At 61.1% G+C, this 14,712-nt stretch carries 10 protein-coding genes; 2 read left to right on the top strand and 8 right to left on the bottom strand.

Annotation, left to right across the window (positions count from 1 at the left end; genetic code table 11):
- Window position 1 precedes the first annotated feature (1 nt).
- The gene (hutU, locus tag C7S18_RS05480) at window positions 2-1,672 is read right to left on the bottom strand and encodes a urocanate hydratase (protein ID WP_106890615.1); all 1,671 of its coding nucleotides are present in this window, start codon (window positions 1,670-1,672) and stop codon (window positions 2-4) included.
- Window positions 1,673-1,830: 158 nt separating this feature from the next.
- Here hutU and C7S18_RS05475 point away from each other — a divergent pair, with 158 nt between their 5' ends.
- Window positions 1,831-2,172 carry a hypothetical protein gene (locus C7S18_RS05475; RefSeq protein ID WP_106890614.1) on the top strand — a complete coding sequence of 114 codons (342 nt, stop codon included), beginning with the start codon at window positions 1,831-1,833 and terminating at the stop codon, window positions 2,170-2,172.
- A 10-nt stretch (window positions 2,173-2,182) separates the two neighbouring features.
- Window positions 2,183-4,105: a tail fiber domain-containing protein gene (locus C7S18_RS05470; protein WP_106890613.1), complete on the top strand. Its 1,923-nt coding sequence runs from the start codon at window positions 2,183-2,185 to the stop codon at window positions 4,103-4,105.
- A 241-nt stretch (window positions 4,106-4,346) separates the two neighbouring features.
- Here the strand turns inward: C7S18_RS05470 and lnt are convergent, their stop codons facing one another.
- From lnt to C7S18_RS05430, 7 genes are all read right to left on the bottom strand, one after another.
- The gene (lnt, locus tag C7S18_RS05460) at window positions 4,347-6,857 is read right to left on the bottom strand and encodes an apolipoprotein N-acyltransferase (protein WP_106890611.1); all 2,511 of its coding nucleotides are present in this window, start codon (window positions 6,855-6,857) and stop codon (window positions 4,347-4,349) included.
- A gap of 66 nt (window positions 6,858-6,923) precedes the next feature.
- Window positions 6,924-7,622, bottom strand: a complete 699-nt coding sequence (locus C7S18_RS05455; protein ID WP_106890610.1) for a hypothetical protein — start codon at window positions 7,620-7,622, stop codon at window positions 6,924-6,926.
- A 41-nt stretch (window positions 7,623-7,663) separates the two neighbouring features.
- Window positions 7,664-8,752 carry an SGNH/GDSL hydrolase family protein gene (locus tag C7S18_RS05450; RefSeq protein ID WP_106890609.1) on the bottom strand — a complete coding sequence of 363 codons (1,089 nt, stop codon included), beginning with the start codon at window positions 8,750-8,752 and terminating at the stop codon, window positions 7,664-7,666.
- 318 nt (window positions 8,753-9,070) lie between these two features.
- Complete coding sequence (locus tag C7S18_RS05445; protein ID WP_106890608.1) at window positions 9,071-10,993, bottom strand: hypothetical protein; 1,923 nt, start codon at window positions 10,991-10,993, stop codon at window positions 9,071-9,073.
- A complete protein-coding gene (locus C7S18_RS05440; protein WP_106890607.1) occupies window positions 10,990-12,033 on the bottom strand; it encodes a ferritin-like domain-containing protein in 1,044 nt (347 codons plus the stop codon). The genes C7S18_RS05445 and C7S18_RS05440 overlap by 4 nt, the downstream gene beginning before the upstream one ends.
- Window positions 12,030-12,752, bottom strand: a complete 723-nt coding sequence (locus C7S18_RS05435) for a VTT domain-containing protein (protein ID WP_170113131.1) — start codon at window positions 12,750-12,752, stop codon at window positions 12,030-12,032. Before C7S18_RS05435 ends, C7S18_RS05440 begins: the two co-directional genes overlap by 4 nt.
- Complete coding sequence (locus tag C7S18_RS05430; RefSeq protein WP_170113130.1) at window positions 12,749-14,629, bottom strand: TonB-dependent receptor plug domain-containing protein; 1,881 nt, start codon at window positions 14,627-14,629, stop codon at window positions 12,749-12,751. Before C7S18_RS05430 ends, C7S18_RS05435 begins: the two co-directional genes overlap by 4 nt.
- Window positions 14,630-14,712: the final 83 nt, after the last annotated feature.

Genomic DNA, 14,712 nt, shown 5'->3' with positions numbered 1-14,712 from the left:
GTCAGAGCATTGGCAGATTCAGGCCTTGCTCGCGCGCGCATTGCTGCGCAATCTCGTAGCCTGCATCCGCATGACGCATCACACCCGTTCCCGGGTCGTTCCACAGCACGCGGGCCAGTCGGCGATCAGCCGCCTCGGTGCCATCACAGACAATGACCACACCAGAGTGCTGCGAGTAGCCCATGCCAACGCCACCGCCGTGATGGAGACTCACCCATGTCGCGCCACCGGCAACATTGAGCATCGCATTCAGCAGCGGCCAATCGGACACGGCGTCTGAGCCATCCTTCATGGCTTCAGTTTCGCGATTCGGTGATGCCACCGAACCAGAATCCAAATGATCGCGGCCGATGACAATCGGCGCCTTCAGCTCACCATTTCGAACCATCTCGTTGAACGCGAGCGCCAATCGATGCCGCTGCCCGAGCCCCACCCAGCAAATGCGCGCTGGCAAGCCCTGGAACGCAATGCGCTGCTCGGCCATGTCGAGCCAGTTGTGCAGATGCGGGTCGTCCGGAATCAGCTCTTTGACCTTCGCGTCCGTCTTCAAAATATCTTCCGGATCGCCCGACAGCGCGACCCAACGGAACGGCCCAATGCCGCGACAGAACAACGGTCGCACATACGCCGGCACGAAGCCCGGGAAGTCGAACGCATTGCTCAAACCCTCATCCTTCGCCATTTGCCGGATGTTGTTGCCGTAGTCAAACGTGGGCGCGCCCATCTTCTGGAACGCGAGCATCGCCTCGACATGCACACGCATGCTCTGCTTCGCCGCGCGCGCCGTGCCAACAGGGTCGCTCACCCGCCGTTCCAGCCATTGCTCAACTGTCCAACCCAGCGGGAGATAGCCGTTGACCGGGTCGTGCGCCGACGTTTGGTCGGTGACTGCATCTGGACGCACGCCGCGTCGGACCATTTCAGGCAGGATCTCGGCCGCATTGCCGAGCAACGCAATCGACTTCGCCTCACCCGCCGCGGTGTAGTGCGCGATCCGCGCGAGCGCGTCGTCGAGGTCCTTGGCCTGCTCATCGACATAGCGCGTTTTGATCCGGAAATCGATGCGACTTTGCTGACACTCGATGTTCAGCGAGCACGCCCCAGCGAGCGATGCCGCGAGTGGCTGCGCGCCACCCATGCCGCCGAGGCCCGCGGTGAGAATCCACTTGCCGCGCAGACTGCCGGCATAGTGCTGGCGGCCCATCTCGACAAACGTTTCGTACGTGCCTTGCACGATGCCTTGCGACCCGATGTAGATCCAAGAGCCGGCCGTCATTTGGCCGTACATCATCAGCCCCTTCCGATCGAGCTCGTTGAAATGCTCCCAAGTCGCCCAGGCGGGAACGAGATTCGAGTTCGCCAGCAGTACGCGCGGCGCATCGGCATGGGACGGGAACACGCCGACTGGCTTACCACTCTGGATCAGTAGCGTCTCGTCGTCGTTCAGTTCCTGGAGCGTTTTCAGAATCGCATCGAAACTGGCCCAATCTCGGGCGGCGCGGCCAATGCCGCCGTAGACCACCAGCGATTTCGGGTCCTCGGCCACTTCCGGATCCAGGTTGTTCTGAATCATCCGATACGCGGCTTCGGCGAGCCAGTTCTTGCAATGCAGCTGGTTGCCACGCGGGGCGCGGATGACGCGGGACTCATCGCGACGGGAGGAAAAGCTCATGAAACGCTCCGATCCAGAGGAAAGCGGGATTATGACAGGGCCGGCATTGGGAGGCGAAATCGGCGCGTTCCGGCCATTTTTGGCCGAATTTCGAAAACGATGTCCCAATTGCCCCGAAGGTTTCGTATAGGCAGAGGCCAATGCGAAAGGAGCGATACATGCTGCCGATTCGACCTGCCTCCAACCAAGGCACCCGAGGTTGGGTCCGGCTGTTGCCGGCGCCCATGCGGGCAAGCCTGATCGTGGCCGCGCTGATGTTGCCAACGATGGCGACTGCAGCCGGACCATTCGAACTCAACGCCACCGTTCAGCCCGCTGCACCTGAAAGTGCCGACGGCCGGTTTCAGATCGAGGCGCGTGTGACGCCTGGTCAAGCCAAGAGTCGGGATGCGCGTTTCAGCCTGACGGGCCGAGTGGCCACCCAAGCAAGCGACAAAGCGATCAACGCGGCGTGCGGAAGCAGCGCCGATGGCATTTTTCTGAACGGTTTCGAAAACTGAGGAGCGTCCCATGAGCTTGCTGACTACCCCATTCCGGAACATCTGCGGTCGCCCGATGCATGCCTTGGCCGCCGCCATCATGCTGACCCTTGCCGCAAACGCCGCGACCGCAGGAAACCATGTCTACCGCGGCAGCCTCACCGATGGCGGGCGACCGGCGCAAGGTGCGTATGACTTGAGACTGACGCTGCTGGATGCGTCCGGTGACAAGCAATTGGCCGCACCGTTGACTTATTCTGCAGTTCAGATCCAATCCGGGCAGTTCCAGGTCGACCTGGATTTCGGTTTGGACTTGACCCGATATACCAAACTTCGGTTGCGAACCGAAGTCGCATCGACCGGCGGCAGCTTCGTGCAAGTTGGCGAGCCACAAGTTTTTGAGCCGAAGTCCACGCTTGGCAGCGTCTGCTGGGATACGCAAGGCAACGCCGGCACCAATGACGCCACGGATTTCCTCGGCACGACGGACGGCGAACAGCTGATCCTCAAGGTCGGCAATGCCCAGGTGATGCGCTACGACTTCCCGGACAATGTGATCGGTGGATCGAGTGCGAATGGCGTGGACACTTTCGGCGATAGCAGTCAGACCATTGCCGGTGGCGGCAGTACCGCAACGAACTGTGGCCTCTTTCTGGATCAGCCTTGCGGCAACTCGGTGGTCGCCACTTATGGAGCCATCGGTGGCGGCGGTTCCAATTCCGTGACGAATACGTTCGGCACCATTGCTGGTGGCAACAACAATACGGTGATGGGTCAGCAGGGGACGATCGCAGGGGGCATCAACAACACCGCCTCGGCCATCAACGCAACCATCGCAGGCGGGTCGCGAAACACGGCCTCGGGTAGTCACAGCGTGATTGGTGGCGGATTTCTCAATCAGGCAAGCGGATTCCGCTCAGGGGTATTGACTGGCGATCAAGTGATTGCCAGCGGAGACTATTCCGCTGTACTCGGCGGCATAGACAATCGTGCAATGGGCGAGCGATCGAACGTCGCCGGCGGTACGTTTGGTCTCGCATCGGGTGTCGAAAGCGCCGTGCCAGGCGGCAATAGCAACTGTGCGGGTGGCGACACCTCTTTCGCCGCCGGCACGCGCGCGATTGTTCGCTCCGGAAATGGCGTCGGCGATGTGGCGTGCGCGGTTGCTGGAACCGATGCCAACGGCGACGAAGGCACGTTCATCTGGTCCGACGCGCAAGCCAGCAACTTTGTTTCGACCGGAGCGAATCAATTTCTGGTCAGGGCCAGTGGCGGCGCAGCAATCAACGGGACACCCCCGAACGCCAATGGCGGCTTTGAGTTCAATGTCTACGGCAATCCACCGGACACAGGGTTTGTGGAGGTCGGTCTGATTCCGAATCCCGTACCGAATCCGAACACTGGCGAGCGCATCGAACTCGGCGCCGGCATTGGTGGCGCCGGCACCAATGATGCGAACTTCCGGATTGCCCACAGGAACAACGCCGGTGCGTTCTTCGAGCACCTAAGTTTGAACGGTGATGGCAGCACCATCGTTCGCTCCAACCCCGCTAATGCAGCGGTCGGCGTGACGCTGGCGGTCGGATCCGGCTCCTGGGCATCGTTGTCTGATCGTGCCGTCAAGACCGATGTGGCGGTCATTGATCCCGAACTGATTCTCGACCGACTGAACGCCATGCCCATCAGCGCGTGGCGCTATATCGGACAGGAAGCGGGCGTGCGTCATTTGGGTCCGATGGCACAAGACTTCCGCGCCGCATTCGGCCTGGGCGAGAATGACACCACGATCAACACGGTCGATGCAGACGGGGTGGCCTTGGCGGCGATTCAAGGCTTGAGCCGACAAGTCGCTGCCGCCAAGGCCGAAAATGCGGCTTTACGTGAGCAATTGGCGCGCTTGGAAGCAATGGTGCAGCAAGTGTTGCCGCCAGTGTCGGGCAATAGACCGGAGTAACCAGACGCTGGCTTGGTGATGATTCCGCTTGCGCCGATCCAAGTCGCGAACAGGTCACAACGGCAGCGTGTCGCAAGTAGCCCTCTCCCCGGCCCTCTCCCACTCGCGCGGGAGAGGGAGCACTCGCTCCCCCGCGATCGCGGGGGAGAGCTGGGGGGCTACTTGCAACCAGAGTCGCGATCGCGCCCAGTTCCTTGCGTGAACGATCGAGACTTCAACAGCGCCAACGATGTCCAATCGGTCAAGCACCAAGAACCCGAATGGCCAACCAAATCGGTACACCCAAATAAAACACCGCGCGCCGCAACCATTGAATCAAGTTTGCATCTGAGCGCGCGGCCGCCAATCGCCACCGACCCAGCAACCAAGTCAGCGCATCGCTGAACCCTCGGAGCGCGCCGCCAAGCAGACTGATTCCAATCGCCCAGGCCACCCACCAGATCAGCAGCCCGAGAAACCACGCGCCGGGACCAAACGTTTGCCATTCCCCAAAGGTGCCGCCGAACGTGATGACTTGGTTCAAACGGAACGCGGGCAACGACATCAGCAAGGGCCATAGCCCGTATTGCAACCAAGGGGCATCGAGCCAGCGATGCCAACTGCCAGCGCGCCGTGACGCTTGCTCGGCAGCCCGTTGCATCGAATCGGATTGCCAACTTGCGGCACCGCCGTGAGCGCGAACGCCTTCGCTGAACGCAACGGGATCATGAACGCAGATGTGATGTGACCAGACTTGGCCGCTATCGAACGTCAGCGCTACCGCAGCGTATGGCCGAGGCATCCGGAACACTTGCAGACTCTGAATGCGGCTCGGTTCAATTTCGATGTGCGTAGCACCACGCGTCATCAATAGCTGCTCGCCCTCGAAGCGCGCCTGATAACGGTTCCAAAGCAAAATGCCGTGCGCCAACAACATCGGCACCGCAACCGAGGCCAGAAACAGATGAACCTGATGCAAGGTATTCACCTGCAAACCGTCGGTCCACAGCATTCGTATCGCGATCCACAGCAAGCCCAAAGCGGCGCATGCATGCAAGACGAGCACCAATATTCGCGCGCTGGGGCGCAATAGGTACACCGTCGCTGACCAGGCCATTGGCGACTCATGCTTGGGTGACCCTGCCCAGGCATCGAGCCTCATCCGGATCCGGCCAAGCACGGGCGCCAGCAGCGTCAGACCCACGATCCATGCCGCCACGCGACCAAGCCAATCGCCCCACCGCACCATCACCGTTGGCTCGGGACTGCGGATCGGCACTTCGCCGACCAAAACAGCCTGCTGGTCCATGTCCGTCTGCGCGATGATCTCGCCCGACTCATCGACGATTGCGCTGTAACCATTGGCCGTCACGCGCAATTGCGGCAGACGTGTTTCGACACTGCGGAAGCTCGCGACTGCGAGATGCAATCGCGCGCCTTGCCGATACTCGGTGAACCACGAGTCGTTCGACAACCCTATCAGTGCCTGCGCACCGAGGCGCGCGCCATCGATTGCCAACTGCGGATGCACATCATCAAGACAGATCAGCGGCACCACATTGATCTCGCGGCCATCAGACGTGCGCAGCGGCAGCGCCCTGGCCCCGTCGCCTTCGCGCCAGCTGCCAGTCCACGGCAGCAGTTTCCGAAAGCGCTCGCCGTCAAGCCAACTTGGCACGTACTCGGTCAGTGGAAACGGATAGGTCTTGCGGTAGTGTCCAAGCAGACCACGCTCTGGCTCAAGAAACGCCGCGCTATTGTATTCGCCCGCCGCATCACGATCGTACGTGCCCATCACAAGCGGCACATTCACGTCGCGGACGAACTGCATGATTTCCTGATCAAGCGCGGCGCCGTCGTCGCTCTTCGGGCTCCCAAATGTGGTCGGATAAATGGTCTCGGACCAAAGCAGTGCCTCGGCGCCCTGCTGCTGCACCGCATGCGCTGACATGGCGTAATGCGTGTCGAGCAGATGCCGAATCACCGCATACGCACCGCGTTCGGCCCGCATCGCTTCCAGCTTGGTGATATTGGCCTGAACCAAGCCAACGCGTACCGATTGGGCCGGCATTGCTTGCAGGCTCCGCACCTCAAGCAGGCGCCAATAACCGTAACCCGTCCACACGATGCCAATCACCGCTGCGATGCTGACAGCCTGCAGCGCTTGGCGCCGATCAGAACGCACTTGTTTCAGCGCTTCTGCAATCGCGAGGTTGATCAGCACGAGTATCAAGGTCAAACCACTTACGCCCGCCAAATCCGCGGCTTGACGCAACCATGACGCCGCCTGCAAGCCATGGCCAAACGTATCGCCGAGCAGCTTTGGCACAAGCCACTCGGCGCCGACCCACGCCAAGGCCGAGAGCAGTGCCGCCGGAAGCCACGGCATTCGGTTTACAAAGCGATGGCGCAGCAGGACGAACACCAGCACCTGAGCCTGCAGTAACGGCGCCAGTACCATCAGGATCAGCAGCGCGATCGCTGGGTGAATCCCAACGTAATCGCCAAACGCAGGCGCAAACCAGTGCGTGGCCGCAAGCGCGTAACCAACCGCCATGGCCACGCCACTGAGACATACCTGGGACCACCGGGTCAGGCGCCCGAGACTCAGGATCCATGGCACCCAGACCACAAAGCCAAGCAGCCAAAACCAGCCGCCACGCGCATACAGATGCAATAGCAGCGCACTGGCCAGAACACCCAGCCAGGGCCACAGGCGCGCACCAGTGCGCTGTGAATCCGACGTTGCGTCCAGGCCTGTCGTTGCACTCATCACATTACTCAGTCAATACCGGTCCAGCAACCAGATGTTGGCTGCTGACAAAACGATCGGTGGACATCACGGATCAGGAATCGTGATGGTTTCGAGCGGCAATCCAGGCGGCGCCAGCTCTGGCGGGACGACGCGACTCTCGGGAATAGCAACGGGGTTGCCGTGCTCGTCGAAAAATTCGAAGTCCGGCGCGAACATCAGAATCGGGTCAATCGGTTCGCCCTGGTCAGTCACCTGATGGTGTCGCACATAGCCGGGCGGCAACAAGAAATCATCTGGCACCTTCAGACCCGCCATCGGCGGACTGGTGCCAGGTGGATTGAATGCCGCGATCCCCTCATGGATGCCCGCGTCATTCAGAGCCTGAATCAACTCACCTGTCGTCGGCAAAGGATCTCCCGGTTTCAGGTACGTGGCCAGATCATTTGGATCATGACTCGGCAGCTCGGGTTCAGGCATTGCCGTGGCGGCGGCGGGATCGGACACGACCTGACGCATACCTCGTGGCAAGGCCTTGAGCTCGCTGAGCTGCGCCACCGGCAACGTTCGCGTTGTATCGGCTTCCGAATTGACCGCGCCCAGGTCTTGACCCGTGCCAAAAGCCTTCGGCTTCGAAGCCTCTAGGGCCACCAATACGCCAAGCCCAATCACCACCAGACCCAAACCAAAAACCCAGCGGCGCCAAGCACCGCTGGGTTCTGGGGACCGACTGATCCGAACGGGCGATGGCATGTCGGTCTGCTCGAGTTTGCTTGCCGAAGACATGCCAGGCGCCTGGTTCAGGAATCAGGTTTGGTGACGACTCGTTACGGTGTCGCCGGATTGAAGACCGAGATCGTCCAACCCATGCGCTCATGACCGAAGTTGTTCCAGATCGGGCTCTTGCCACCACTGAAGCTGGTGTAACGCGGTGCACCCGTGCCGGTGCTGCCACCCCACAGGCCAGCCGAAACCGTACCGCCCGTATAGGTTGGATGCGTATCGTCGGACTGGATGTAGTCGTAGCTGCTCGACGAACTGACGTACTTGACATTGGCGTCGCGGAGCGTCGACTTGAGCGTGCTGGTGATGCGCGTCACGTAGGCGGCTTCGGTGTCGCCAGCCACATAACGCAATGCCGCCGAATCAACCTGGCCATCGCTATTGCTGTCGTAATCCGCACCCATGTATTCGGCAAAGCTGTCGCCACACTTGAAGCCCTTCTGGCGGGCGTACTCGCACATCCAGTAGTTCATCTTGGTCAGGTATGGCAGGAACTTGTCGCGCAGGTTGACCTTTGCGCCCGTCGTCGGATCGTTGCAGGAACTCTGCACATTGTCCGCGTTGTAGCCCGGATAGTACAGATTGCTGATCACTTTGAGCTTGGTGTTCGGATGGGCGTTGGCATTGATGTAGTCCATCGCCTGGGCCACATACGTCTTGCAGTTGTTCAGCGCCGTGTTCATGCCGCTGTAATCGCACGTGCCGGTTTGCGACTTAAAGGCGGAGCGTGCCTGCAGGCCGTCGTTGCCGCACATTTCGAAGGTCACCACGCGCGTGCTCGCCGTTTGCATGTATGACTTTTCGGCGACGATCTTGTTGCTGTACACGTCCGAGGCCACCGCGCCCGATTTGGCGCGGCGAATGCTCTCGATGTCGGCATTCCAGAGCGCGGACAGGTATTCGGAATCAACGGTCGGCGCCGAGTACTTGGCGGCGTTCGAGATCGAGGTGTTGTAGCCGGCGTAGATCGAATCGCCGTACGCCACGACGCGGTATTTGGCCGTGGTACCAGCGCGGTCCACCGTCCAGGACACATTCTGATTCAGGGTACTGGCAACCGCAGAGGAGCCAACCACGAGCGCAGCAAGACCAACAAGCAGCCGTGAGCGGCCACCGAGACGACGAGACAACATGTTTCCCTCCCAGGAAATGTGATGTGTAAACGCAAACAACGTTGAGTTGAACTGCTTGGCTGCCCGTTTGTACGGGCTTGCCCCATTGCCACCGCTACTGCTAATCCCAGGGCCTGTTTTCGACCCGTCCATCTCATCAATACGCCATCGTATGGTGAGATGCGAACAAAGGTCACGTCGCATTGCAACATGCGGTGTCGTGATGGGCCCCGCAGACCGGCGTGGCCGGGCGGCAGACCACCCGCGAGGCGCCTCCTGCAACGACAAAGCCCCCGAAAAATCGGGGGCTTTTCGAAGTGACGGACACCGTGTCCCAACTCAGGATTCGGGCTCCTCGGTCGCGCCGCCACTGCGCATCGCACGACTCAATCGATGTGAGTCGATCGTCGCGCCGGCGGCTTTGGGGGCTGCTTCAACGAGTGCCTTCGCCGCAACCGCAGGTCCGGCATCACCACCCGTTTCTGCCGAAACGGTCCCCGACGAATTCAGAAAGTTGTACAGCAGCGTCCGTTGCCCAGCGGTGAGATCGCGCGTGACGGGCATGTACCGGAACAGCTCGAAATTCGCCGGATCCGTCAGCCGCTTGATCAGTGGGCCATACGCGCGCACCTGCTGTTCATCGCCCAGCCGCAGCCAGTTGTCCATGCACGGCGCCATCGCATGCCAGTTTGCGAGCACATAGTTGTAAGTGTTGATCCACGTTGGCGCGAGGCTCGCAATGTTGTCGTCGGCCGGAAGCACGCGTTGATACGTGTAGGTGTAGTTCAGTGGTGTAAAGACATTGCCGACCGGCAGCATTGGGTTGTCGCCCGTCTGGAACACCCATCCGGTAATGCCGGCCTGACTGCCCGACAAGGCAAAGTTCACCTGACCATTCGCGTTGGTCAGCAGGCGCCATCCGCCGCTCTGCGTGGAATTCATATCCGACATCGTTACCGCCACACCCGATCCTGCCGGCGCGCCGCGCTGATACACCTGCACGATCAAGTTGGCGTTCTGGCCCTGATCCATGTACAGATTCGCCGCGTTCGGCACCGCGCGCAACACATCCTCCTGCAGATAGCTCGTGCCATCGCCGCCCGAAATGGCGAGATTCGTGTTATTCAGCAACGCGATTTGGCCTGGGCTTAACGGGATGTCGATAATGCCCGAGGTCGCCTCAAACGCGGCACGGTCATAGTGGCTGTAGTCGATCGTTGCAACCTGCGTTACCGCGACGGCAGGCGGCGGATCGCTTGCCGTGATCGTCAAGGTGCCGAGATTGAACTTGTCGGTGGCGCGGTCTGAATACGGAATCGTGTTCGAGAAATCCAGCGCAAGCCCCTTCTCTGTTGCGCGGGCAAATGCAGTGGCGACGACTGGACCACCATTCGCTGCAGACGATTGCCCGGGGATCGTCGCGAAGGTGGCGATCAGTGCCCGCTCCGATGCCTCTGTCGGGCAGTCGCCTCGACGCCATAGACCGACTGTGCCAACGAGCTTGCTGCGCGCGGGATTTGGCTGAAAGCCACCCGCATTGAGTAACGCTTCGAATGCCTTGCCGGCATTGCGTGACGACAACCCATTCGCGAGTGTCGGGTTGTTGTAATAGACGGTGCGATACGTAACGAAGCGCACCATCACGCCGAGCACATCCGGATCGGTCATCTTGGTCTGGAAGCGCTTCAGCACCGCTGAGTCGAACGGATCTATATGCAATCCCTGATCCTTCGGAAACACGGTCTGCCACATCACCGAAGCGACGCCGGCGATCATGTTGTTGCTTGGATTCGCCTGAAAATTGATGAAGCGGTCGTTGAATCGGATGACGCGCTTACCGAAGATCCGGCAGCCACCCAGAATGCCAAAGCTCATGTCGTCGAAAAACAACTGCGACGAGTACGCGCCGTACGGTTCGCAATCCACGAGCATGCCGGTAAAGATCACCGGTGCATTCGTGAAGGCATCGGTGACGACGAGCCCGTCGCCCAAGTCAGCTCCAGACACGTAGGTGTTGTAGAACGGGCACCGGTAACTGCCGTCCGGATTCCAGTTGCCTTTGCTGGCCACCTCATTGATCGCGGCCGTCCGGAAGCTGCTGACCTGCGCCGAGCTCATGACGCGATTGGTGTTGATCAGTGAGTCGCAATCGGTTTCGTCGTACGCAGCCGGCGCCTGACCGGAGGGATAGTTGTTCGTGGTGACTGGGTCCCAGGCGATCTCGCCGCGGAAATAGGCGCGCGGAAACTCAAGGATGCTCATGGCGTGACTCCCGATGTCGTGATGGGTGTGTAGAGAAATGCCGGACCAGAAACCTGGCGATTGGCGAGCGGCGTATTCAGCGCCTTGATGGCGGCCATTCGCAAATCGAACATTGCGCGAACCGCAATCCCCAGGCCGCCGGTGCCACCACTGAAGGCAGCGGTCAGCGCATCGACCATCGCCGTGTACGCCGCGTTGCACTCGGCCTGCGCTTGCTGGGCAGCGGGGGAGTCGTGCGAGAAGTCATGCAATTCCGGATCGGAGATCGCCGGGTAGACGGCCGCATAGTCCAATCCAAGCGAGCCGGCCCACGCGTAACCCACTGGGTTGCCCGGATCCTTGACCAGGACCTGATTGCGCTCCATTTCCCAGAACCGATAGTAGTGCGCCAGTTCATTCTCGAACGTCAGCGGACTGCCCTGACTACCCGGGCTGACCGGCGTGCCCTCGCCTTCCGACACAATTTGCGTGATGGCCTTGTGGGCGTCATCGTAGTTGTTGACCGCAAACAACTGGCCCGGAAAGAACTGCGAGTCGTCGATCTGGAACCGGTTCGGAATCCATGCCGATGCCGGCAGCGCAGCCAAGGCCTGATCCAACAGATGGTAGTACTCGCCGATCGTGATGCTCATATCGAGCATCTTCGCTTCGACCATGGCCATCAGTACCGGTGGATCGATCGGTTCGGATGGTTCCTCAATCGCCATCCCCTGAGCCATTGCGGCGATCGAGAAGGGCAGCAGATGCACGATCAGATCGCCTCCCACCGAAGCCGGTAGCGGGCCTGGATAGCGCGGCGGATTGATGCCTACCGTGCCGCCAATCGCGTTCATGATGTTGCTCGCAAGGCACATGTGGATCATTTCCTGCTGCACAATGCCATTCATGCGCGCCGCCGCGGGCGCATTGCTGCCCGGCAGAATCGTCATCTTGGCGTACAGATACGGCGGCAAGGTTGCGAACTCTATGTCGATCGCCTGCTGCACCAGTCGCTGCACGTCGGTAATGGAACCAGGTACCTGCCAACGAACCTTGATCATGACAACCTCTCAGTGTGGACTTCGGTTGAATGCGCTCCTGCCGCAACGCGCCAGAGCCACCATCGGTGCAGCAGCCAGAACGCGGTAGGCAGACAGGACAAAAGCAATAGGCTAAGCAAGGTGCTGGGCGACCGGGCGCCAAGCCAAGCGCTGCCGCCATACAGGACGCCAAGACCCAACGAGGCTGCGGCTGCCGCACCCAGGCTGCTGATGAGTGGCAAACGCCAGACCCCGGCAAGCAACGCGCTCAACTCAGCGAACACAGGAAGTGGCCGCGACAGCACGATCCACCACAGCTCGGAGCGGCCAGCCCGATCGCGCAGACGATCCCATGCGCGCGCGCCGATAAAGCGTCGAAGCCTTGGTTCCGGGACGATCCGACCCAGGCCATAACCGGTCGCAAAGGACAAGAAACTACCCACGGCGACACAGCACCCGCCAAGCCAGGGGCCAAGCGACCAGCACAACGCCATCGCGACGACACTGCTCGGAATCGGCAACAGTACATCCGCAATCAACAACAAGATGCCGAGTGCAGCGAGCCACAGCGGGCCCTGGTGGTTGGCCAGCCACATCGGCGCGGCGTGTTCCAATGCGTCGCCCCAGAGTGCAAACGGCACGAGAACCGCCCCCAGCAATGTCACGGACAACAACATCGCACGCCACCACGTTGACACGGGCGAAGGTTCCGGCACCGACTCGAATGTCGCCCGATTCATGGCCGCCCCCATTGCACCGACAACCAAAGCCGACGCCCATCGATGTCGTTGCCAATCGCCTCTTCAAAGCGCTCGCCCAAGGCGTTGTCGAGCGTCAATCGAACATCGGCCGGCCCCAATCGGTGGCGCCAACTGAGATCGAGCCGCTCCCCGGCCGACAACCAGCGATCACCGGTTGGAATGGCCGAATCGAAGCGCTTGCCCACATGGTGCAGGGTGGCGCTCAACTCGGCGCGGTCGCTGACTTGCCATTGGGTACTGATCGTCCATTGCAATTCTGGGCGCTGGCGCAACGCCACACCGCCGATCGGGTCTTCGACTTGCATCCAAGCGCCTTCGAACTGACTGTGCCAGCGATCAGTCCAACGCTTGCCAACGCGCCATTCCAGACCATCGGACTCGATTCTGGCGCGATTGACGAGTCGCGGTGGCGGCCCGGAATCGATGTCGATCAAGTCGCGATAGCGCGCGCTGAACCAAGTCAGACGCCATGACCACGCGTCGGATTGCCGAGACGGATCGGTGTCGACCTCATTGCCGATGAACACCTCGCGATGAACCGCCCGCTCGACCTTCAACCCGGGATCCCCCACCAGCGGATGCGCGAGCGCATAGAAGCTCGGTTGCTTGGCGCTGCTTGCAATCGTCGCGCCCCACCGCAAGCCACGTTCCAACTGCTGCTGGACCGCGAGCATCGGGTGGGTGATCGCATCGCCATCATCCAGTTGCTCATGGCGAACGCCGCCCTGAATCGTCCAGGCGGCTGCCTGCCAGCGCGCCTCGCCAAATACGCTTGCGGTGTGCCGATTGCGTTCGAACTCGGCCGGCAGCAGCATGAAGCCCAGGTCGATCAGACTGTCCAACTGACCGCGTTCACGCTGCGCCAATGCGCCGGCTGTCACTGACCAAGCCTCACTAAGCGTGCGGCCATAAGTGAGCTGCATCTCATCGCGGCGATAGTTGGTGTGCGTTTGAATGGCGGGCAGGCCAAAGTCGTCGCGGACACCGGGGGCGACGCCGGGCGAGGTCTCGTCACTGCGGCGCGTCTCTGTCGCAAGTTGCAAGGCCCAATTTGCCCAGGGTGTCTCCGCTTCGGCGCGCATCGCGAACTGGTGATTTTGACCGTCGCGCGACTCCAACTCACGCAGCACGGCAAACCGCTCGCCGCCACTGTCGTCCGGAAACCCACGCGCGTCGCTGTCCGCAAAACGCCCACTGGCTTCAACCCGAACCTGATCGAACAACCTCGTATCGGCAAACGTCTGGCCCCAGCCGGCATTGGCGCTGCGAGTTTCGTAGAAGCCCTGATTCTGATCACCCTCTTCGCGATACCCTGAGCTGAGCCAGAACTGGTCCGAACTAAATGCCGCCTGCGCACCGCGCAAGCGCTCGCCCCCGGCGTACGCCGCAAACCGATTCTGTTGTCGGCGGGTGAAGATGTGAACCAATCCCGCCATGGCGTCGGCGTTGACGACGCTGGCATTGCCCCGCACGATTTCGATGCGCTCCACGTCGTCGCACGACAGACTGTTCAGGTCGACCGCGCTCCCGCGCGACGACAACGGATCGTTCTGGCGCACATGGTCGACGAGAATCACGACGTGACTCGGATCCGCACCCCGCAAATAGAGTGCGCCATAGCCGCCGCTGCGCGGACTTCGGTCGACGCTGAGACCCGCTTGACGCGACAGCACTTCGGCCACGCTGGCGCCCAACATGGCATCCAGTTGTTCGCGACCCAGGATGGTGATGTGTTGATTGGCCGAGGCCGCCGTTGTCGGCAAGGCGGTCGCAGATACCTGCACGCGCTCAAGGCGCTTGGTGTCTGGATCGTTGGACGCGGCGCACGCTGCGGTCGCCAGCAGTAATAGAAACAAACACGTTGGTAGGCGGCACACAGGCGTCAGCGACCAGCACCTCAAGGGTCGCGACAAACCGCCAGCGCGCGCAACCTCAGCGG

Origin of the sequence: Ahniella affigens, assembly GCF_003015185.1 — a bacterium.
Classification (GTDB): domain Bacteria; phylum Pseudomonadota; class Gammaproteobacteria; order Xanthomonadales; family Ahniellaceae; genus Ahniella; species Ahniella affigens.
This window is presented reverse-complemented; position numbering and strand designations above follow the sequence as displayed.

Excerpts from the sequence above, each read along its gene's own strand:
- C7S18_RS05450 (WP_106890609.1), bottom strand. The coding sequence starts at position 8,752 with ATGTTGTCTCGTCGTCTCGGTGGCCGCTCACGGCTGCTTGTTGGTCTT.
- C7S18_RS05475 (WP_106890614.1), top strand. The coding sequence starts at position 1,831 with ATGCTGCCGATTCGACCTGCCTCCAACCAAGGCACCCGAGGTTGGGTC.
- C7S18_RS05440 (WP_106890607.1), bottom strand. The coding sequence starts at position 12,033 with ATGATCAAGGTTCGTTGGCAGGTACCTGGTTCCATTACCGACGTGCAG.
- lnt (WP_106890611.1), bottom strand. The coding sequence starts at position 6,857 with ATGAGTGCAACGACAGGCCTGGACGCAACGTCGGATTCACAGCGCACT.
- C7S18_RS05445 (WP_106890608.1), bottom strand. The coding sequence starts at position 10,993 with ATGAGCATCCTTGAGTTTCCGCGCGCCTATTTCCGCGGCGAGATCGCC.
- hutU (WP_106890615.1), bottom strand. The coding sequence starts at position 1,672 with ATGAGCTTTTCCTCCCGTCGCGATGAGTCCCGCGTCATCCGCGCCCCG.
- C7S18_RS05435 (WP_170113131.1), bottom strand. The coding sequence starts at position 12,752 with ATGAATCGGGCGACATTCGAGTCGGTGCCGGAACCTTCGCCCGTGTCA.
- C7S18_RS05455 (WP_106890610.1), bottom strand. The coding sequence starts at position 7,622 with ATGTCTTCGGCAAGCAAACTCGAGCAGACCGACATGCCATCGCCCGTT.
- C7S18_RS05470 (WP_106890613.1), top strand. The coding sequence starts at position 2,183 with ATGAGCTTGCTGACTACCCCATTCCGGAACATCTGCGGTCGCCCGATG.